Consider the following 20,612-nt stretch of genomic DNA (forward strand, 5'->3'; position numbering starts at 1 on the left):
ACCTTGGCCTCGTCGGTCAGCACCATGCCGATGCCGAACATCAGCGCGAAGAACATCAGCGACAGGATCGCGCCATTGTCGGACGCGGCCTGCAGCACGTTGCTCGGCACGATCGACAGCAGCATGTCCATGCCCTTCGGCGTGCCATGGATGCCAGCAACGATTTCCTTGCTGCGCTCAGCGTTCTCCGACAGCATCAGCGCGGCCACCTGCGGGTCGACGCCGGCACCGGGCTTGAGCAGGTTGACCAGCACCAGGCCGATACCCACCGCGATGCCGGACAGCAGCACGGTGTAGGCCAGCGTCTTCCAGCCGATGCGGCCAAGGGCGCGGATGTCGCCCATCTCCGACACACCCATGATCAGCGCCGAGAAGATCAGCGGCACGATCAGCATGAAGATCAGGTTGAGGAACAGGCCCGACGCCGGGGTGGTGACGTAGTCCATTACCCACTTGGCACCGGTCTGCAGGCCGTCGACGCTGCCGCCCAGGGCATGCACGATCAGTCCCAGGACCAGGCCGATCGCAAAGCCGATGCCCATCTTCCAATGCAGGGGCAACTTCTTCTTGTCGGCAGCAGCTGCTGTCATGCGCGGGATTCCTCGAAAAATGAATCTACTCTAACAAAGCGCGCAAGCCGCGCCGGTTCAGGGTTGCCGCGGCGGATACAGCGGCGGCAGCCCAGTGTCGACGCCGCCGGTGGCGGCCGACCAGTGCGGTCCGTCACGGAAGCTTTCGCGCAGGCGGGCCCGCAGCGCGCTGACATCACCCATCCCGCCCCAGCGCCCCTGCTGCAACGCCTGCAGGGTCTGCCGCTGGGCCGGATCGGCGAGCCGCTCGATCACCTGCTCCAGGCGTTCCACGCCGGCCATCGAACACAGCAGCGCCTCTACCTGGTCGAAGCCCTCGCCATCGATGGCCCGGCGCAGCTCGGCCACGCTGGCACGCGAGGACGTTGCAGGGGCACTGGCTCCTGGCCGGGGAACCGGACGGGTGTGGACGACGGCACGGCGGCCACGTCGCCATCCCCATGCCAGGGTCAACAGCCATAGCAGCGCCAGGCCTGCGGCGGCAGCCATCCACGGCCACGGCCGGGGACCTGCTGCGGTGGGTGCAAGAGAGGATGCAGYGGCGGGTGCGGCGTCTTCCGGCAACGCGGCATCGGTATCGATCGCTTGGACCACCGGCGCGCCGGCCCGGCCTGCGGCCACGGCCAGTTCCAGATCCGGCAGGCTGGCCTGCTGGGCACTGCCACTGTCCACGTTCCACCAGGCCACGCGCGGCCCCGGCACACGCAGCGATCCAACCTGCCGCGGCACGATCGAATAGCGACGGGTGATCTTCAGGCGTGGCGTGCTGCCGTTGAAGGTCTCCTCGTACTGGGCAGGTTCGGCGAACACCTGTGCGGCGTCGCCGAGGTCGGGCACGGGCAGATCGGTGAATTGTGCCCGGGTAGCGCCGTTGGCGATTGCTTCTACCATCACGGTGGCCGCTTCGCCCGTGCGCGCACTGCTGGGTGCGGCGGTGTAGCGCAATTGCAGGCTGTGCAGGGGCAGCCACGGCTGCACGGCCTGCGCCGGTTGCGCCTGCACCTGCAGCGTGCGTTCGGCACCGACGGCATTCATGCGGCCATCGCCACCGCTCCCGAAGAAGTCATCGAAGAAGCCACCTGCACTGCRGCCGGTGAAGCGCGCGCCAGGCAGGCGCAACGCCCCGCTGCGCTCGGGGATCAGCAGGAAGCGACGTTCGACCACGTTGTAGCGCCGGCCGTTGACCTGGCGCACGTCGCTGCGATCCTCCCCCACCCGCTGCAGCGAAGCGCCACTGGGTGTGTCGAGCACCAGTTCGCCCGACGCCAGCTGCGAGGCGAAGTACAGCCTGACCACCACGCCCACGCTCTGCTGCACGTAGGGCGTCGGGTCATCCACCTCGGTTTCGATGAAGGCGGTGGCATTGCTCTGCGGGGTGGCCACCACGGCATCACTTACCTGCAGCACCAAGGGCACCGTGCGTGCTGCGCCTACCTGTAATGAAGGCACCTGCAGCGTACCGGTGCGGCGCGGCGTCAACGCAACCGTGTAGAGGTTGCGCTGCTGGACGCCGCCATTGCTCCACTGCACCTGGCGGTTGCTGCTCTGCGCGCTGAGCACGAAATCGGCATTCAACGGTGCATAGTCCGGAGCGCCCTGATCGGTCTCGATGTGCAGGGTGACCGCATCACCGGCGGCAATGCTGTCCTGTTCCAGCCAGGCGCGCGTCTGCGCCATGGCCGCCATCGGCAGCCACAGCAGCAGCATCGCCAGCACAGGCAGAGGCCACCGGAATTGCCTGCTCGCCATGCCTGTCATCGCCCTTCCCTCATTCTACGTTCGTTTTCCAACTGGAACTTGGCCCGCAGCAGTGCCCCCGGATCATCCGGCACGCGCCGCATCCACGCCTCTACGGCCTGCTGTTCCTCGCGCTGTTGCGGCGTACTGCCGTCGCCGCGCACTGCCGTCTTGCCGGCTTCAGCGGCGCGCGCCTGCTGCAGGGCCTGCTGCATCCGCTGACGTTGCTGGGCATCGGCCTGCGCCTGGGCCTGCGCGTCGGCTGCCTGCGGCGGCTCCTGCTTCGCCCCCTGCTGGCCGGAACCTGTAGACGCGGGATTCTGCTGACCCTTCCGGTCCTGCGATTGCTGCTGGCCTTGCTGGCCTTGCTGGCCTTGTTGGCCTTGTTGGCCTTGTTGGCCTTGTTGGCCTTGTTGGCCTTGTTGGCCTTGTTGGCCTTGTTGGCCTTGCTGGCCCTGCTGCGGCTGATTCTGCTGACCTTGCTGGCCCTGCTGCTGATTCTGCTGACCTTGCTGGCCCTGCTGGTTCTGCTGCTGTCCCTGCTGCGGCTTCTGCTGCCCCTTGCCCTGCCCCTGGCTGTTGTTCGACGACGACTTGCGCTTGCGCGCGGCGTCGACCACCGCACGGTTGGCGACGGCGTCGGCCATCTGCGGGTGGCGCGCCAAGGCCTTGTCGTAGGCGGCGATGGCACCGTCATAGTCGCCCTGGCGGGCAAGCACATTGCCGAGGTTGTACCAGCCCGCATCGCTGTCGATGCCTTCGAACTGCTTGCGGGCCGTGGCGAAATCACCTTGACGGTACGCCTGCACGCCCTCAGCCAGGCGTGCATGCTCACGCTGGTCGGCTCGTTCCCACAACGTGCCCGCGGCCGGCGCAGCTGTGGGCGCGCGCGGCTGCGCCTGCAACTGCCCGCTCAAGGGCAGCAGACCCACGGCCAGCAACGCCGCAAGCACCGCGCGACGGCGGAACGCCAGCAGTGCCAACAGCATCACCGGCGGCAACAACCAATAGCCTTCGTCCTGCCATTGCCGGGCCTGCCCGGGCCGCTCCAGTGCGCCACCTTCGCTGGCATCCAGCACGTCCAGTGCCTCCAGATCGCGATCATCGCTGGCGATGCGCTGGTAACGCCCGCCGCCTGCGGTGGCGACGGCACGCAGGCTGGTTTCATCCAGCGCGGCCTGTGCGATCTGGCCTTGACCATCGCGATAAGCGGCGCCGGATGGCGTGCCCAGGCCCAGCACCGACACCTGCAGGCCGAGGCCGCGCGCCTGCGTCGCCGCAAGCACCGCTTCGCTGTCGGCCTGGTCGCTGATCAGGAGAATCCGGCCTCGAAGGGCACCGGTCTGCCGCAGCAACCGCACCGCCCAGTCGATGGCACGGTCGGCGCGCTGGCCATCACGTGGCATCACCTCCGGCGACAGCGCGTCCAGGTACAGCGCTACGTTGGCAGCGTCGTCAGTCAACGGCGCCACGGTATACGCGTCTTCGGCATACACCACCAGACCCACCTGCCCGCCTTGGCGGGCGCGCAGCAAAGCACCGATCTTTGCCCGTGCCTGCAGCAGGCGCGAGGGTGGCAGGTCGGTCGCGGTGATGCGGCTGGAGAGATCCATCACGACCACCAGCGGCGCGCTGGCCTGATAGACCGGCTGCGCCTGCTGGCGCCAGCTGGGGCCCGCCATCGCCAGTGCGGCCAGGGCCCAGCCCAGCAGCAACGCCCAGGGCAGGCGCACGCGCCGCTTTCCCTCGCCAGCCAGCAAGTGCGACAACAGGTGGGCATCGACCGCCTGCCGCCACGCATCGCTGCGCCTTTGCCGGTAGATGGCCACCGCCACGATCAGCGGCAGTGCCGCCAGCATCCACAACCAATCCGGGCGCAGGAAATGCAGCGCGCTCCAATCGAACGTGCTCCACTCGAACGCGCTCCAGTCGGGCATCTTCAGAAAAGTGGCGCTCATCGGCGACGCTCCGGCCATACCCACGCCAACGCACCCAGCAGCAACGCGACAGCCAGCGGCCACGCATAACGCTCGTTGCGCGGACGCAGTGTCGGTCCCTTCGCGGCGATCGGCTCCAGCCTGTCCAGTTCGGCATAGATGCCAACCAACTGGTCGGTATCACGCGCACGGAAGAATCGGCCGCCGGTCATCTCGGCGATCCTGCGTAACGTTGCCTCATCCACCGGGTCGCGATCAGCGGCTACGGGAATGCCGAAGAACCGCGCACTACCGTCGCTGCCAAAGGCCACGGTGTGCACGCGCACGCCTTCGGCACGTGCCAGCTCGGCCGCGCGCAGGGGTTCCAGCACGCCGGCGTTGCTGACACCGTCGGTCAACAGGATGAGTACACGCTGCCCTTCGGGCTGGCTGCGCAGGCGTTTGACCGCCAGCGCGATGGCGTCACCAATGGCCGTCTCGCGCCCGGCCAGGCCAACCACGCTGTCGCGCAGTTGATCGCGCACGCTGGACAGATCGGCGGTCAGCGGTGTGAGAGTGTAGGCACGGTCACCGAACACCAGCAGGCCGACGCGATCGCCGGCACGACGGTCCAGGAAATCGGCCAATACCGCCTTGGCAGCGGTCAGTCGCTCCACCGCCTGTGCGCCAAGCACCATGTCCGGCTCGCTCATGCTGCCGGACACGTCCATCGCCAGCATCATCTGCCGGCCTTCCTGTGGCGGAGTGATCGCCTCACCCAGTTGCTGTGGTCGCGCCATCGCCAGGCACAGCGCCAGCCAGCCCAGCCAAAGCAGTCCACTGCGCAGCCAGGAAACGCCGACACGACCGCCACCGGCCAGTGCTTCCAGTTCGGCAGCGGCGTAGGGCACGCGCAGCGCGGCGCCCGGGTCGGCGCGCCGTTTCCACGCAAACATCAGGATCGGCAACGGCAGAGCCAGCAGTGCGAGCGGCCACGCCAGCTGCAGATCCGGCCAGGGCCAGTAAGCTGCCAGCGCGCTCATCGGCGGCGCTCCTGCAGCAACGCCAGGTAGCGTGCCCGCGCCCACGCGCGCACGTCGGCCACGGCAGCGGCATCCACGCTTGGGCGATACGCCCCCTCGGCCAGCAGGTTGCGCTGCGCGAGCGACAGGGTGTCCTTGGGATCGACGTACTGCCACCACGCGTCATCGCGCAGGGCTTCGCTGCCGGGGCGTGCCTGACGCGCCGCACGCCGCAGCAGGCTGGCGATGACCGCCAGTTCCGACGGCGCGCCGGTCACTGCTGCAATCTCCTGGTCGAACGCATGCAACCACTGTCGTCGGCGTCGACGCCGACGCCATGCCACCGCAGCAACGATTGCCAGCAACAACAGAACCAGTGCGATCAGCATCAGCCAGCCAGGTGCCGGCGGCCACCACGTTGGCGAGGCCGGCAACTGCACATCACGCAGCGGCAGGGAGGGACTCATGCCGGCACCTCCGTCGGTGCCGGTGCCAGCCAGGCATCGCTGGCCGCATCGGTGGAAAGCACCTGCACATCGACGCGACGCGCAGCAAGCTGCGTGCGYAGCTGCTGCAGGGGTTCGACAAAATGCGCCTGCCAGTGCGCCTGCACATCGTGGCGGCGCAGGTCCAAACCGATGCGCTGCTGTGCGGCGAGAAACTGCAAGGGAGCCGCTGGCGGTTGCAACTCCAGCGGATCAACCAGCAGCAGCAGACTCAGGTCATGGTGTTGGGCCAGTGCGCTCCAGCGCGCCGGCGGAATGCGGATCGCCTGCTGCGGATCGGCCAGCACCAGCATCCGCGCGCCGGGGCGCAGCACCCGCCCGGCATGGTCCAGCGCGCGTTCCAGGCCAAGGTCATCGGCAGGTGGCTGCGCGTACCAGCGCGTGAGTGCATCGAGTACGCGCAGTACGCCGCGGGCACCGCCGGCCGGCGCGATCGGCGCCTCGCGATCACTGCCGCGCAATGCACCGATGCGGTCGCCGCGACGCTGTGCAGACCATGCCGCGACGGCACCCGCGCGCGCCGCCTGCACGGACTTGAAGCGCACGCGGGTACCGAAGTACAGCGCAGGCGAAGTATCGGCAACGATCAGGGTGACCCGCTCGCGTTCTGCCTGGAACAGCTTGGTGTGCGTGCGGCCGGTGCGCGCGGTGACGCGCCAGTCGATGTGACGCGCGTCGTCGCCCGCCACGTACTCGCGTGATTCGGCATATTCCATGCCGCGCCCGCGCAGTGGTGAAGGTGCTTGCCCGGCGCTGCCCGCCCGCCCACGACGAGGCGGCGGCGGGCGCTGTGCCAGGCGGCGCAATGCCACCAGCTCGGCCAGTTGCGGTCGCAGGCCATCGCCTTCGCTGGTAACCGGAGCAGGTCCGTTGGTCGTGCCGGTCATGCGCGCGCTCAGGGCGCCGGTACCCGGGCAAGCAGTTCCTGCACCAGGCGCTCACCATCCCAGCCTTCGGCGATGGCTTCATAACTGGGCAGAACCCGGTGGCGCAGCACATCGGCGGCCACGGCACGCACGTCGTCGGGGGTGACGAAGTCACGCCCTGCCAACCACGCCCGCGCCCGTGCGCACCGCTCCAGTGCGATGGAGCCACGCGGGCTGGCGCCCCACGCGATGCGGCGCGCCAGCGAGGTGTCGTAGCGCGAAGGGTCGCGTGAGGCCAGTACCAGCTCGATCAGATAGCGCTCCAGCGCGGGGGCCATGTGCAGCTCCAGCACCTCGCGGCGCGCATCGAAGACATCCTGCATCGGCAGCTTTTCCGGCGCCGCTGCGGCCTCGCCAAGCGCGCCGCGGGCACGCTCGCGGGCCAGCCGCAGGATCTCCGACTCGGCCGTCTGGTCTGGATAACCAATGCGTACATGCATCAGGAAACGATCCAGCTGCGCTTCCGGCAGCGGGAAGGTGCCTTCCTGCTCGATCGGGTTCTGCGTGGCCATCACCAGGAACAGCGAGGGCAGTGCGTAGGTGTGGCGGCCAACGGTCACTTGGCGTTCGCCCATCGCTTCCAGCAGCGCGGACTGCACTTTGGCCGGCGCACGGTTGATCTCGTCAGCCAGCAGGATCGGGTGGAAGATCGGCCCCGGTACGAACTCGAAACGACCTTCCTGAGGGCGCCAGATCTCGGTGCCGGTCAGGTCCGAAGGCAGCAGGTCCGGCGTGAACTGCACACGTGCGAAGTCTGCTTCCAGCCGTGCCGCCAAGGCCCGGATGGCCGTGGTCTTGGCCAGGCCCGGCGCACCTTCCACCAGCAGGTGGCCATCGGCCAGCAAGGCGATCAGCAGGCGTTCGACCAGCGCCGCCTGGCCGACGATCTCAGCCGACAGTGCATCGCGCAGGTCGCTGAAGGCCGCATGCAGGCGCGAGGTGACGGGGGCAGGCGGTGGAGAAATGGATTCGGGCATCGGCGGAGGCAGGTTCATGGGGGCCTTTGACCGGCGCGGGATGGCTCGGGTTCCCCACATCATCGCAGGCCGCCCGGCTGCTGGCATCAAGAACGGCTGAACAGCCTCCACGCATGGCGTGGATCTACTCGGAGAGGCATGTCGTGGATCTAGCTGCGATGGCGCAAACGACGCGGGGCCGCACGTGGCGGCCCCGGTCGGATACAACAGATGTGATGCCTCAGTTCTGGCGGGCCACTCGCAGGACCTTCGGGGTCACGAAGACCAGCAGTTCAGCCTTGTCCTTGTTGCGGCCACGCTTCTTGAACAGGTTACCGAGGAACGGCACATCGCCCAGGAACGGCACCTTGCTGACACTGTTGCGGTCGGTGAACTCATACACGCCACCGATCACCACGGTCTGGCCATCTTCCACCAGCACGGCGGTGTTGACCTCGCGGCGGTTGATGGACGGCACGGTGCCATAGCCCTGCAACTGGATCAGCTGATCAACCTCGTCCTTCTTCACCGCCATGTTGAGGAACACGCGGTTGTCGTTGGTGATCGTCGGCGTGACCTTCAGCTCCAGCACTACTTCCTTGAACTGCACGTTCGGGGTCTGTGCGCCGCCAGTACCGCCGCCACTGATGGTCACATAGCCGATTTCCTTGCCCTGCTTGATCAGCGCCTCGCGCTGGTTGGTGGTCACCACGCGCGGGTTGGAAATCACTTCACCACGCGACTCTTCCTGCATGGCCGACAATTCCACATCAAGCAGATAGCCCGCGTTGAGGATCGACAGTGCCAGCGAACCCGGGTTGCTGGCCGCTRCCACCGGCAGGTTCCAGTTCAGGCCACGGGTGATCGTAGGACCCACCGGCACCGGTGCCRGCCCGGTCCTGCCACCGGCCACCCATTGATTGAACGCGGTCTGGTTGGCAATGGACGTAGCCACTTCCGACTCGCGGTTCTTCGCATTGGATGCGAGGTCACCGCTGAAGTAGACGTTGTCACGGCTGCCGCTGATGCCGAACTTGGCGCCCAGTTCGCGCGCGAACGTGTCGGTAGCGATGACGATGCGTGCTTCGATCAGTACCTGGTCGACCGGGCGGTCGATGACACTGATCAACTCGCGCATGCGCGCGATCTTCTTCGGAATGTCGCTGATCATCAGCGTGTTGGTGCGCTCGTCGGCGACAATGCGGCCGCGCGCCGACAGGAAGCCACTTTCTTCCTGCGAACTGCCACCACCACCGCCACCGCCACCGCCGCCACCACCGCCGATGCCCTTGGCCTCGGTCAGCGCTTTGAAGATCTGCGTGGCGCTGTGGTAGTTGATCTGGACATAGTCGGTCATCAGGTCTTCGCGGTTCTCGATCGCGATGCGCGCGTCTTCCTTCTCCTGCTCGAACTTGGCCAGCTCGGACTGCGGCGCAACCCACACGACGCTGCCGTCACGACGCTTGTCCAGACCCTTGGCACGCAGCACGATATCCAGCGCCTGGTCCCACGGCACGTTGACCAGACGCAGGGTCACATTGCCCTGCACCGAATCAGAGGCCACCACGTTCAGATTCGACTCTTCGGCGATCAGCTGCAGCACGGTGCGCACGGGCACGTCCTGGAAGTTGAAAGTCACCGGTTTGCCGGTGAAGCCGCGCTGCGGGACGYCCTTGGCAGCCTGGGTCACGCTGCCGGCAGTGACTGCGCCAACGGCGGCCTGCGCCTGCCGCGGGCTGATCTCCACCACATACTCGTTGCCACTCTGGTAGGCCAGCGACTCGACCGGACCGCCCGTGCTCAGCACCAGCTGGGTGCCGGCCCCGGACGGCTTGGCGTCGATGCGCTGCACCGGGGTGGCGAAGTCGGTGACGTTCATCGGCTTCTGCAGGTTGGCCGGCAGGCGCGCGTTGCCGACATCGACCACCACGCTGTTGCCCTGGCTGCGCAGGTCGGGCATGGCGCCCTGGCCGTCGAACTGCAGGATCAGGCGGCCTGCGCCGTCATCGCCACGCTTGAAGTCGATACGCTGCACCGACAGGCTTGCCGGTGCAGTGGCCGACGTCGCAGCCAGCGCCGTGCCGGCCGGTTTTTCCGACGGTGCGGCAGCCAGCGCCGGAGCGCAGGCCAACATCAACGCGACTCCCAGCGCGCTGATGCGGTTCAAGGTAGAGCGCCGGATGGGACGCAGCCCCTTGGCTTGGTGAAAGGTCATCGTGCTATCCCCAGTAAACGATCATTGATCTTCAAGCGCGAGCGTTGCTGGACGTTCCAGCCAGCCACCCGCGCCATCCGGCACCAGTTCGATCAGCTCCACGCGGTCTTCGAAGACCGCGGTGACCCGCCCGTCGCTCTGCCCCAGGTACCCGCCGGGACGCACCCGATAGGTCACCTTGTCCGGCCCCATCACCAGCGCCACGGTGCCGGCGCCTGTTCCGATGGTGCCGACCATGTCCAGCGCGTCCAGCGGGAAGCCTTCCATCGGCTCCTTGCGCCGGTTCGGATCTGGCCGCAGTCCCCCATTCCCCTGCTGCGGGTTGGTCCAGGCATCGGTGAACGGATCGCGCATGCCCTGCGCGGAGTATTCGAAGGTCTCGAACTGTTGCATCACCGGCAGGGCCTCAATCGACTCCGCCGGTCGTGCGCGCTCGCTCTCGACCCATTTTTCCAGGTTGGGTGCATCACCCGGCGTGCTGGTCACGCCGCGACCGCAGGCGGCCAGCAGCAACACCGTCAATACCATCCCACCGCGTGCAATGAAGGAACCGGTCACTTCTTCTCCTCCTTGCCCGCTTCAGCTTTCTGCTGTTCCTCGACCTCGGCCTCATCCAGGTAGCGGTAGGTCTTGACCGTACCGGACAACTCCAGCGCACCGGCGCGGACATTGCCACTGGTCTTGTCCTTCGGCTTGAGGTTGATGTCGTGCATGGTCAGGATCACCACCCGCGGCAACGAGGCCACGCCACTGACGAAGGCGCCGAACTGGTGGTAACTGCCCACCATCCGCAGCTTGATCGGCTTCTCGGCGTAGAACTCCTTGATCTGCTCCTGCTCCGGCTCGAACAACTCGTTGGACAGGCCGCTGGACAACGCGGTCTGCGAGATGTCGATGATCAGGTCGGGCATTTCGGTCTTGCTGGGCAGCTGCCGCAGCATCTGCTGCAGTACCTGCTCCATCTGTGCCAGCTGCTGTTTCAGCGGCTCCAGGTTGACCGCGCGCTTCTGTTCCTTGGTGAACTCCTCGCGCAGCGCGGTTTCCTGCGACTCCAGACTGGCCAGTTCATCGCGCTTGCCACTGATCAGCAGCATCCACGCCACGAACATGATCACCACCGCCAGCAATGCGCAGAAAACGATCTTGGCCTTCTGTGGCCAGTTGCCGATGTCGTTGAAATCGAGGTTCTTGATGTCGACTTTCTTGCTCATGCGCGATCCCCCTGCATCGGGGCGTGGAAGGCCTGCGGCGGCTGCGCCAGGCGGCTGCCCTCAGGCTTGGTTGCCGGTGCGGCCTGCGCGGGCTTGGCCGGCGCAGGCGTTGCCGCCGGTGCCGGAGTCGTTGCAGGCGTGGCAGCAGGTGCCGGTGCCGTCCCCGACTGCGGTACGGCAGCGGCAGGCGCTGCGGCATCGGGCCCGGCACTGAGCGGTGCGACCGTCGGTGCCATCGRCGCCGTGCCCGCCACACTGCCATCAGGGTTCAGGCCCGGCGTAGTTGCCGCTTCCTCGCTCTGCGCGGGCAGCTTGACCTTGACCTTGAACACGTACGGCAATGCCTTGATGTCCGCCACAGGACCGGTCGCGCGCCCTTCCTTGTCCTTTTCCGGCTCACGCGCCTCGATGATCGCCAGCTCCGGATTGGTCATCCAGCCAGAGACCTCGAGGTTGCGCATGTAGGCCGAGACACGCGCATTGGACTGGGTGCGGCCCTCCAGAGTCAGCACGTCGCCTTCCTGCTGCAGGGCGGTCAGCACCACGCCATCGGGGATGGTGCGGACCAGCGCATCGAACAGGTGCACCATCTGCGAACGCTTGGCCTGCAGCTGTTCGATCACGGCCTTGCGGGCCAGCAATCGATTCTTCTGCTCGTCGAGGCGGTCGATTTCCTTGTTCTGCTCCTTGACCTTGTCGATCTCGGTCTGCAGGTAGGCGTTGCGATCGCTCTGCCCGCTGACCTGCATGTCGTAGTAGAACCAGATCAACAGCGACAGAAGCAGGCCACCCAGGGCGGCCATGCCCAGCATGATGCCGAACTCGCGCTGGCGTTGCTTGCGCCGTTCGGCGCGCCAGGGCAATAGATTGATGCGTGCCATCAGTCAAAGCTCCTCAGCGCCAGACCGGTCGCGATCATCAGCGCGGGGGCGTCCTGGGCCAGCGCGTGCGCCTGTACCTTCGGCCCCAGGGTCATCTGTGCCAGCGGGTTGGCGACCACGGTCGGCACGCCCAGCTGTTCCTCGACCATCTCCGGCAGGCCTGCAAGGGCGGCACAGCCGCCGGCCAGCACGATGTGATCGACCCGGTTGAATTCGCTGCCGGCGTAGAAGAACTGCAGCAGGCGGCTGATCTGCTGGACCGTGGCTTCCTTGAACGGCTCCAGCACTTCCATCTCGTAGCTTTCCGGCAACCCGCCCTGGCGCTTGGCCAGACCGGCTTCCTCGTAGCTCAGGCCATAACGGCGCATGATCTCGTCGGTCAGCTGCTTGCCGCCGAACACCTGTTCGCGGCTGTACAGGCTACGGCCACCACGCAGCACGTTGAGGGTGGTCATGGTGGCGCCGATATCGACCAGCGCAACCACGCCCTCGGCCGACACCGGCAGCTCGCTGGCCACCAGGGCGAAGGCGTTCTCGACCGCGAAGGCCTCCACGTCCATCACCTTGGCCTGCAGGCCACCCAGTTCCAGTGCGGACTGACGCAGCTCGACGTTTTCCGAACGCGAGGCCGCCAGCAGCACCTGGACCATTTCCGGGTTGTTCGGGATCGCCCCGATCACCTCGAAGTCCAGGTTCACTTCCTCGATCGGATACGGAATGTAGTTGACCGCTTCCAGCTCGATCTGGGCTTCCATGTCGTTCTCGTCCAGGTCGGCCGGCATCGGGATCACCTTGGTGATCACCGCCGAACCGGCCACGGCCGCAGCGGCCAGCTTGGCCTTGCTGCCGGAACGGTTCATCGCCCGGCGGATGGCCTCTCCCACGGCCTCCACTTCAACGATGTTCTTCTCCACCACCGCATTCGGCGGCAGCGGTTCCACGGCATAATGTTCCACACGGAAACGGTTGCCGCTGCGAGAAAGCTGCAACAGCTTTACCGCAGTCGAACTGATGTCGACGCCAATGAGCGGCGACTGACTTTTTGGGATGAGCCCCACGGTTTCTCCCCTGCCGACGGGCACTTGGACGCAAGAGCTGCGTCCGCGCATTAATAACGTATTCTTAGCAAATGGCAACCGCCCTGCTGTGACATCCTTCACAGGATGAACACGCAGCCCCTGGCGTCCCCTTGCACTCCCCAGTGCCGGCCCCAGCCGCCACCTTGCGTAATCTATACTCTGCGACCACGAAATTCGCAATCGGAATCTGACACCGATGACACGTCTCCGCCGCTGGCTGCGCTGGATCTTTCTTGTTGTCCTGGTCCTGGCGCTGGTCGGAGCGGCCGCCGTTGGCGGCCTGTACTACGCCGTTTCTTCCAAGCTTCCCGACGTGCAGACCCTGCGCGACGTGGAAATGCAGGAGCCGATGTACGTCTACGCTGCCGACGGCAAGCTGATGGCGGTATTCGGTGAGACCCGGCGTACCCCCATCACCATGAAGGACGTGCCGGAGAAGCTGAAGCAGGCGTTCCTGGCCACCGAGGATGCCCGCTTCTACGAGCACGGCGGCGTGGACTACAAGGGCATCGGCCGCGCGGTATGGCTGCTGGCCACCACCAACGACAAGCGCGTGCCCGGTGGCTCCACCATCACCCAGCAGGTGGCCCGCCAGTTCTTCCTCAGCTCCGAGTACAGCTACACCCGCAAGCTGGCCGAGATCCTGCTGGCGCGCAAGATCGAGTCCGAGCTGAGCAAGGACGAGATCTTCGAGCTGTACCTGAACAAGAGTTTCTTCGGCAACCGCGCCTACGGCGTGGCCGCCGCTGCCGAGTTCTACTACGGCAAGAAGCTGGGCGAACTGGACCTGGACGAGATGGCCTCGTTGGCCGGCATCCCCAAGTTCCCGTCCTCGGGCAACCCGATCTCCAACCCGGAGCGCGYCCGCCAGCGTCGTGACAACTATGTGCTGCAGCGCATGGCCGACCTGAAGTTCGTCAGCCAGGCCGAGGCCGACGCGGCCAAGGCCGTGCCGATGCATGCCACTGCGCATGAGCCACCGGTGCAGGTCGATGCGCCCTACGTGGCCGAGCTGGTGCGCCAGGAAATGATCGCCCGCTTCGGCGGCGACGTGGTCAACAAGGGCTACCACGTCACCACCACCATCGATTCGACCCTGCAGACCGCCGCCAACCTGTCGGTGCGCGACGGCCTGCTGCTGTACGACCATCGCCACGGCTGGCACGGCGTAGAGAAGCAGGTGCAGCTGGGCGCCGGCGATGATGCCGCTGCACTGGCCGAGCACCTGCGCGGCATGTTCGGCCAGGCCGGCCTGCTGCCGGCCATCGTCGCCAGCACCGGCGCCGACGGCAGCGCCACTGTGGTGCTGGCCAACCGCAGCGAGATCGTGCTGCCGGCCGGTGCCGCCAAGTGGACCAACAAGAGCCCGGCCAAGCTGGTGCAGCGTGGCGACATCGTGCGCGTGCGCGCCGGCGCCAAGGAGGGCGAGTGGCTGCTCGACCAGCTCCCGCGCGGGCAGTCCGCGCTGGTTTCGCTGGACGCCCACAGCGGCGCCCTGAAGGCGCTGGTCGGCGGCTTCAGCTTCTCCGGCAACAAGTTCAACCGTGCCACCCAGGCCCGTCGCCAGCCCGGTTCGAGCTTCAAGCCGTTCGTCTATGCGGCCGCCTTCGACAAGGGCTACAACCCGGCCTCGATCGTGCTCGACGCCCCGGTCGTGTTCCGCGACCGCCGCGGCAAGACCTGGGCGCCGCAGAACGACGGCGGCGGCTTCCGTGGCCCGATGCGCCTGCGTGAAGCGCTGGTGCAGTCACGCAACCTGGTCTCGGTGCGCCTGCTTGATGGCATGGGCGTGGACTACGCGCGCAAGTACATCAGCCAGTTCGGCTTTGCCGAATCCGAGCTGCCGCCGAACCTGTCGATGTCGCTGGGTACCGCCTCGCTGACGCCGCTGTCGGTGGCCCGCGGCTATGCCGTGTTCGCCAATGGCGGCTCGCGCGTGGATACCTGGCTGATCGACCAGGTCAACGATCGCGATGGCAACCTGGTGTTCAAGGAAAACCCGGCGATGGCCTGCCGCGACTGCGCCGGCAGCAGCGACCAGCCGGTGAACCAGGTCGTGGACGGCTTCAACTTCGGCGCCCCGGCACCCAAGGTCGATGCCACCGCCGCTGCCAAGCCGGAAGCCAAGACCGAAACGCCGGCCGCACCGGTCAACCCGGATGCGCGTACCGCACCGCGTGCGATCGACGCCCGTACCGCCTACCAGCTGGTGTCGATGATGCGCGACGTGGTCCAGCGCGGCACCGGCGCGCAGGCCAAGGTGCTCGGCCGCGAAGACGTGGGCGGCAAGACCGGCTCGACCAACGACCATCGTGACGCCTGGTTCTCCGGCTTCGGCGGCCCGTACGTGACCACCGTGTGGGTGGGCCGCGACGACTTCCGCTCGCTGGGCTACCGCGAATACGGTGGCAAGGCGGCCCTGCCGATCTGGATCGACTACATGCGCACCGCGCTGAAGGACACCCCGATCGCACAGAACGAACCGCCGAGCGGCATGGTCCAGGCTACCCTCAACGGCGCGGTGGAGTGGGTGAAGGTGGAAGACATGGACCGCCTGACCGACTACGACCTCAACCTGCAGAGCACCCCGCAGGCTGACGCGGCCGCGTTCGATATCTTCTGAGGCACAGATTCGGTGGGTGCCAACCGTTGGTTGGCACGATGGCCCGGCGTTGCCCTGGTAGTCGCCAACCTTGGTTGGCGCCGATGCATTCGCCGGGCATGGCCCGGCGCTACCATGCCGCACCCGTCGGGCGCCCTCTCCCGGTAGCGCCGGGCCATGCCCGGCGAGCGCAGCGGCACCTCTGCGAAATACCTACGCAGATGTCACACGCCTGCGCTAGTCTGTGACCAGGTCGCAACAGGGAGTCATCGCATGCACCGCGCTCACCAGCATGCTGCCAGCCAGACCCGCGAACGGCGTCATCGCCTCRCCCACGAAGCCGCCCGGCTGATGGCCGAAGGCGGAATCCGCGACTTCCACCAGGCCAAACTCAAGGCTGCCAGCCGCCTTGGCATCCACGACGATGCTTCCCTGCCCCGCAATGTCGAGATCGAACAGGCGCTGCGCGAGTACCAACGGCTGTTCTCCGGCCCACAGCACGGCAGCGAACTACAGCGGCGGCGCGAGTCCGCGTTGCGGGCGCTGGAGTTCCTGCACGGGTTTTCGCCGCGTCTGGCCGGACCGGTGCTGGACGGCACCGCCGATGCCAACAGCCCCGTGCAATTGCACCTGCACAGTGACGACCCGGAAGCCGTGCATCGCTTCCTGGACGAACATCGCATCCCTGCGGAATCGCGTRCGCGGCGCCTGCGGATGGACCGTGAGCGCAATCTGGATGTACCGGTGTGGGTGTTCAGTGCCGAAGACCTGACCTTCGACCTGGCCGTCCTGCCCTACGATGCGTTGCGCCAGGCCCCGCTATCGCCGGTGGATGAGAAACCCATGCGGCGGGCGTCGGCCACGCAGTTGCGGCAGCTGCTGGCCGAGATGGAAATCACCGCCTACATCGGCGGTTGATCATGGCAGAGCCGGGCCTGTGCCCGGCTCTGCGCCAAGAGCAGCCGGGCATGGCCCGACGCTATGGGAAGATCAGCTGTTCCTGGGCAGGGGTTGCCAATCGTGCCAGCCACGGCGCCGCCGCACGGTACGGGTACTCGGCCATCATGCGCGCATGCATCTTCTGCAGGTCATCCAGGTTCCAGGCGTGCGAATACACATCCTGGAAGTCATCGGCCCAGCCACTGCGCACGCGCGTGCGTTCGCCATCAAGGTTCGGCACCAGGTACCACGGCACCTGCAGGATCTCGGCCAGCGCCTTGTTGCGTACCGCACTCTCGTACCCCGACCGCTGCAGCTGTTCGATGCGAAAACTCACGCGGCGGCAGGGAAAGGGCATGCAGGCACCGGTAGCGTTGATGTAGTCAGCGATGTCGGCGTACATGTCCGCCTGCAGCTTCATCGCCACCGGGTCCTGCAGGGTCTGCCGGACCCGCAGCGTGCGCTGGGTGCTGCCGCGGATCTCCGCAGCACTGTAGAAGGGATGGCCCGGCGTGGTGCCACCGTGGCGCACCAGCACGATGCGATGGATCGCTTCGTCGGTCAGCACTTCCACCCGCACGGCCGCGGCCTGCGGATGGATGCGCGGCTGCGGCACGTTCACCACGCGCCAGAACCCCCACACCATCAACCCCATGCAGACCATCAGCACCAGGCAGGCCAGCGTCCACGTATCCATGTCGTGGGTGAAATAGCGGATGCGGGCGCGCCACAGGTAGTAGCGCCGATAGGTCATGAAGCGGCTCATGAAGCGATACATTGCAACCTCCTCTGCAATGGCCCCGGCGCGGCGGGGCTCGTTACGCGCACCACACCGGGGCGCCATGGCTTACCAGCCGATGCCCACACCAACGCCCATGCTGCGCTCACCGCTGTTGGTGAACGCACCATTGAGGCTGAAGGTGGCTGAGCCCTTGTCGTTGAGTACGCGCTGGTAACCCACCGCCATGGCCGACTCGCCCTCGGCGTAGCCCACGCCCGCACCGAGGCGGTTGTAGGTGGCCAGGCCTGCGGTGTTCATGGCCATGGCCGTCTGCGCACTGCTCATCGCGGCCATGCGGTTGAAGCGCTTGTCCATCTTGTCCAAGCGGCGTTCGACGTTGCTGATGGCACCATCGGTGTACTCGTTGGCGCGGGCCAGCATCTTCTCCAGTTCAGCGGTATCGACCTGTGGCGTGGGCGACGGCGTGTCGTCCTTCTTCGACTTGGGCTGCGGCGCGGGTGAAGTGCCCTCGCCTGCCGAGGCCACCTGCGGCGAACCGCTGGTTTCTGGCGTTGGCGTGACTTGTTCGGTCGGCGCGGCCGAAGCCGTGGCCAGCGCACGCGACTGCGGCTGGCCATCCACGCGCTGCTCCAGACCATCCATGCGGCCATTGAGCTGCTGCTGCACGGCGTGCAGCTGGCCACCGTTGACCGCCTCGCGGCTGCCGGCGGCGACCAGGCCGTTGGCCACGTTGGAGATGACCATGCCGTTGGCGCCGGCCAGGGTGAGCTGGGCGGTGCCGTCGCTGCGGGTGGAGGGCGTTTCCTTGAAGACCGAGCGGAGCTGGGTTTCGACGCGGTCCATGCGGGAGCCGGTGGTGACTACGGCGGAGTCCAGCGTGGCGAGGGCATCGTTGACGGTGCTCTGGTGCTGGCCCTGGACGTTGAAGCCGGGGGTGGTGACGTTGCCGTTGGCGTCGATGTTGCCGCCGAGGGCGGAAAGCGCGCCGCGCAGCTGGGCGATGGTGGCTGCGTCGTTGGCGTTGCGGCCGTTGGCTACGTTGACGAGGCGGCGCTGGTATCGGCTGTTTCCGAAGGACGCCGTGTCAGCTTCCGTGGCGATCGCACCCATGCCAATAGCGACAGACCTGACCGCACCGACTTCTGTTCTGCTAACTAAGCCTAGCGCCACGCTATCAGCCCCTGCTGCACGTGACCCAGCACCGAGAGCGAATGCACCTTCTGCCCCCTCCTCAACCAGGGCACCTCTACCCAGCGCAACCGAATTCTTGCCCCAAGCAATCGCATAAGCGCCAAGGGCTGTTCCACCCTCGTTTCCATCCTGCGGTGTCGCCTGCGCGGATTCACCAATCGCAACACCAAACGATCCAGCCTTGGCGTCCTCACTCAGATCATCCCGACCGATCTTAAAGAATCGATGAGTCGATTCCACGCTCGCGATTCGTTCATTGGTCGCATAAAGCTGACCACCGTTAACTGCATCAGTACTGAAGGCAGATGAGATGTCACCCGAATCAATCCCAGTCAATCGCGATCCAGCGAAATCGATCGGTCCACCGCGCAGATCAAGTACTTCCTGGAGGGCATGCTTCACACCTCCTTCTGACATGCTCTTCATACGCTCGATTTCATCTCCATTCCTGGCGATTTCCTGCTTGGCTGCGTACAGCTGACTACCCGTAACTGCATCACGGCTACCTGCAGCAATACGCCCATCGGCCAGATTCGACAGAACCATGCCTTGCGCACCTGCCAGATTCAGCTGACCAACTCCATCCGCCCGGGTCGAGGTTGATTGTTGGAATGTCGCACGCAGCTGGCCTTCGAGGCCATCTACGCGACTGTCAGCCCTTACCACCGCGCCATCCAGCGCAACTAAAGCGTCTTCAACGTTCTTCTGTGTTCCCCCCTGGAGGTTGTAGGTCGGAGAAACGACATCGCCATTTCGATCCAGACCTGCGCCCCCGCCAAGAGCAGCCAAGGCTTCGCTCAGTTGCCCAACAGTAGTTGCATCACTGGAGTTCACCCCTCGCCCCACATTGACGATCCGCCGCATAAGCCGAGAGTTCCCAACGGACACAACGTTTGCGTCCTCGGCTACGGAACCGGTGCCTAGCGCAACTGAGTTTTCCGCTCCTGATTCAATCTGACTGAAGGAACCCAGTGCTGCCCCTCCCGATGCGTAGACATTAGAACCCGTCCCAAGTGCAAATCCACTCTTTGCTGCGGCGTCGACAAGCGCCCCCCTGCCAAGAGCCACGGAGCCCTGCCCACGAGCGCGCGCGAATGAACCAACTGCGGTAGCCCCATCAGAGTGAATGGCTGCCTCTGCCGAATCTCCGATCGCCACACCCATCAATCCCGCCTGCGCGTAATTGCTCTCATCATCCACTCCAACTCTCAGGTAGCCATTTGATTTTTCGATCTTCTCTACCCGATCGTTAGTCGCAAACAACTGCCCGCCATTCACCGCATCCGTGCTGGTCGCAGAACTGATATCCCCCGCTGTCACGCCCGATATGCGGGCACCCTCCATATCCACCAGGCGACGATCAGCACTGAACTTAACCACGCCATCCAGATCCGGATCGAAGTTATCGAAGTCCGCACGCAGCACATCCAGCTCGATCCGGTTGTCGGCGATACGCCCGTCCTGATCCGTCAGCTGCTGCGCGTGCCCAGCCAAAGCCTGTCGCTGAGTCTCCACCGTGGTATTGGTCGCAAACAGCTGCTGCCCGGTCACCGCATCCGTGCTGCCCGTACTCAGCGTGCCGTTGGCGATGTTGTAGATGCGCCGCTTGCCACCGCTCTTGTTTGCCACATCCACAATCGTGCCGGTGTTCTCTGCACCCAGACGGACGTTGCCGCTGGCAGAGACCTGGCCCACCAGTCCGCCCAAGGCATCAGCTTTCAGCACAGCGCCATCGGCTACGCCACGGGCAGCGTCGGCCGCCGTCTTCGCCGCGGTTGCCGCCGTGCGCACGCTAGTCACTTCGCTATTGGTGGCATTGAGCTGCTGCCCAGTCACTGCATCCGTGCTGGACGTACTGAGCACGCCATTGGCCAGATTCTGCAGCTTGCGCTTGGCACCGGCCTTGTTGGCAACGTCGACGACGGTGCCGGTGTTGTCTGCACCCAGGCGTACGTTTCCACTTGCCGATACCTGCCCCACCAGGCCATCCAGTACCGCCACTCGCGCCTGCGCAACGTCCGCGGTCGCCTTCACAGCAGCCACGCTGGTGTTGGTGGCATGCAGCTGCTTGCCAGTCACCGCTTCACTGCTGGACGTAC

16 protein-coding genes are annotated in these 20,612 nt (G+C 66.0%); 2 read left to right on the forward strand and 14 right to left on the reverse strand.

All coding sequences use genetic code 11. The features are described 5' to 3' along the window. The 12 genes from AB4Y84_RS01025 to AB4Y84_RS01080 all read right to left on the reverse strand — a co-directional run. The coding region (locus AB4Y84_RS01025) for a dicarboxylate/amino acid:cation symporter (protein WP_442249674.1) at positions 1-590 on the reverse strand (590 nt) is incomplete at its 3' end. Between the two features lie 57 nt (positions 591-647). Beyond that, entirely contained in the window at positions 648-2,348 is a 1,701-nt protein-coding gene (locus AB4Y84_RS01030; RefSeq protein ID WP_442249675.1) for a BatD family protein, read from the reverse strand. Next, positions 2,345-4,285, reverse strand: a complete 1,941-nt coding sequence (locus AB4Y84_RS01035; protein WP_442244432.1) for a tetratricopeptide repeat protein — start codon at positions 4,283-4,285, stop codon at positions 2,345-2,347. Before AB4Y84_RS01035 ends, AB4Y84_RS01030 begins: the two co-directional genes overlap by 4 nt. Next, positions 4,282-5,286: a vWA domain-containing protein gene (locus tag AB4Y84_RS01040; protein WP_312787755.1), complete on the reverse strand. Its 1,005-nt coding sequence runs from the start codon at positions 5,284-5,286 to the stop codon at positions 4,282-4,284. Before AB4Y84_RS01040 ends, AB4Y84_RS01035 begins: the two co-directional genes overlap by 4 nt. Further along, the gene (locus tag AB4Y84_RS01045; protein ID WP_132824319.1) at positions 5,283-5,732 is read right to left on the reverse strand and encodes a DUF4381 domain-containing protein; all 450 of its coding nucleotides are present in this window, start codon (positions 5,730-5,732) and stop codon (positions 5,283-5,285) included. The genes AB4Y84_RS01040 and AB4Y84_RS01045 overlap by 4 nt, the downstream gene beginning before the upstream one ends. Next, positions 5,729-6,658: a DUF58 domain-containing protein gene (locus tag AB4Y84_RS01050; RefSeq protein ID WP_442244433.1), complete on the reverse strand. Its 930-nt coding sequence runs from the start codon at positions 6,656-6,658 to the stop codon at positions 5,729-5,731. Before AB4Y84_RS01050 ends, AB4Y84_RS01045 begins: the two co-directional genes overlap by 4 nt. An 8-nt stretch (positions 6,659-6,666) precedes the next feature. Then, complete coding sequence (locus tag AB4Y84_RS01055) at positions 6,667-7,692, reverse strand: AAA family ATPase (RefSeq protein ID WP_442244434.1); 1,026 nt, start codon at positions 7,690-7,692, stop codon at positions 6,667-6,669. A gap of 202 nt (positions 7,693-7,894) precedes the next feature. Beyond that, complete coding sequence (locus tag AB4Y84_RS01060) at positions 7,895-9,868, reverse strand: type IV pilus secretin PilQ (protein ID WP_442249676.1); 1,974 nt, start codon at positions 9,866-9,868, stop codon at positions 7,895-7,897. Positions 9,869-9,889: 21 nt separating this feature from the next. After that, entirely contained in the window at positions 9,890-10,396 is a 507-nt protein-coding gene (locus AB4Y84_RS01065; RefSeq protein WP_223497293.1) for a pilus assembly protein PilP, read from the reverse strand. Between the two features lie 26 nt (positions 10,397-10,422). Beyond that, a complete protein-coding gene (locus AB4Y84_RS01070; RefSeq protein WP_223496380.1) occupies positions 10,423-11,079 on the reverse strand; it encodes a type 4a pilus biogenesis protein PilO in 657 nt (218 codons plus the stop codon). Then, positions 11,076-11,960, reverse strand: coding sequence for a PilN domain-containing protein (locus tag AB4Y84_RS01075; RefSeq protein WP_442249677.1), 885 nt, complete (start codon positions 11,958-11,960; stop codon positions 11,076-11,078). The genes AB4Y84_RS01070 and AB4Y84_RS01075 overlap by 4 nt, the downstream gene beginning before the upstream one ends. Next, a complete protein-coding gene (locus tag AB4Y84_RS01080) occupies positions 11,960-13,018 on the reverse strand; it encodes a pilus assembly protein PilM (protein WP_032951624.1) in 1,059 nt (352 codons plus the stop codon). The genes AB4Y84_RS01075 and AB4Y84_RS01080 overlap by 1 nt, the downstream gene beginning before the upstream one ends. 217 nt (positions 13,019-13,235) lie before the next feature. Between AB4Y84_RS01080 and AB4Y84_RS01085 the strand changes: the two genes are divergently transcribed. Next, on the forward strand, positions 13,236-15,662 hold the full coding sequence (locus tag AB4Y84_RS01085; protein WP_442249678.1) for a penicillin-binding protein 1A: 2,427 nt from the start codon (positions 13,236-13,238) through the stop codon (positions 15,660-15,662). A gap of 252 nt (positions 15,663-15,914) precedes the next feature. Continuing rightward, entirely contained in the window at positions 15,915-16,559 is a 645-nt protein-coding gene (locus AB4Y84_RS01090) for a hypothetical protein (protein WP_442249679.1), read from the forward strand. A gap of 61 nt (positions 16,560-16,620) precedes the next feature. Here the strand turns inward: AB4Y84_RS01090 and AB4Y84_RS01095 are convergent, their stop codons facing one another. After that, complete coding sequence (locus AB4Y84_RS01095) at positions 16,621-17,358, reverse strand: hypothetical protein (RefSeq protein ID WP_442244436.1); 738 nt, start codon at positions 17,356-17,358, stop codon at positions 16,621-16,623. 69 nt (positions 17,359-17,427) lie between these two features. Beyond that, positions 17,428-20,612 (reverse strand): YadA-like family protein (locus AB4Y84_RS01100; RefSeq protein WP_442249680.1); only part of this gene is annotated, 3,185 nt, incomplete at its 5' end.

It is taken from the genome of Stenotrophomonas sp. 2YAF22 (genome assembly GCF_052114665.1).
Taxonomy (GTDB): Bacteria; Pseudomonadota; Gammaproteobacteria; order Xanthomonadales; family Xanthomonadaceae; genus Stenotrophomonas; species Stenotrophomonas indicatrix.

Bases quoted from the DNA above. Each gene is read 5' to 3' on its own strand.
- AB4Y84_RS01035 (WP_442244432.1), bottom strand. From the start codon at position 4,285: ATGAGCGCCACTTTTCTGAAGATGCCCGACTGGAGCGCGTTCGAGTGG.
- AB4Y84_RS01040 (WP_312787755.1), bottom strand. From the start codon at position 5,286: ATGAGCGCGCTGGCAGCTTACTGGCCCTGGCCGGATCTGCAGCTGGCG.
- AB4Y84_RS01045 (WP_132824319.1), bottom strand. From the start codon at position 5,732: ATGAGTCCCTCCCTGCCGCTGCGTGATGTGCAGTTGCCGGCCTCGCCA.
- AB4Y84_RS01055 (WP_442244434.1), bottom strand. From the start codon at position 7,692: ATGAACCTGCCTCCGCCGATGCCCGAATCCATTTCTCCACCGCCTGCC.
- AB4Y84_RS01065 (WP_223497293.1), bottom strand. From the start codon at position 10,396: ATGGTATTGACGGTGTTGCTGCTGGCCGCCTGCGGTCGCGGCGTGACC.
- AB4Y84_RS01070 (WP_223496380.1), bottom strand. From the start codon at position 11,079: ATGAGCAAGAAAGTCGACATCAAGAACCTCGATTTCAACGACATCGGC.
- AB4Y84_RS01095 (WP_442244436.1), bottom strand. From the start codon at position 17,358: ATGTATCGCTTCATGAGCCGCTTCATGACCTATCGGCGCTACTACCTG.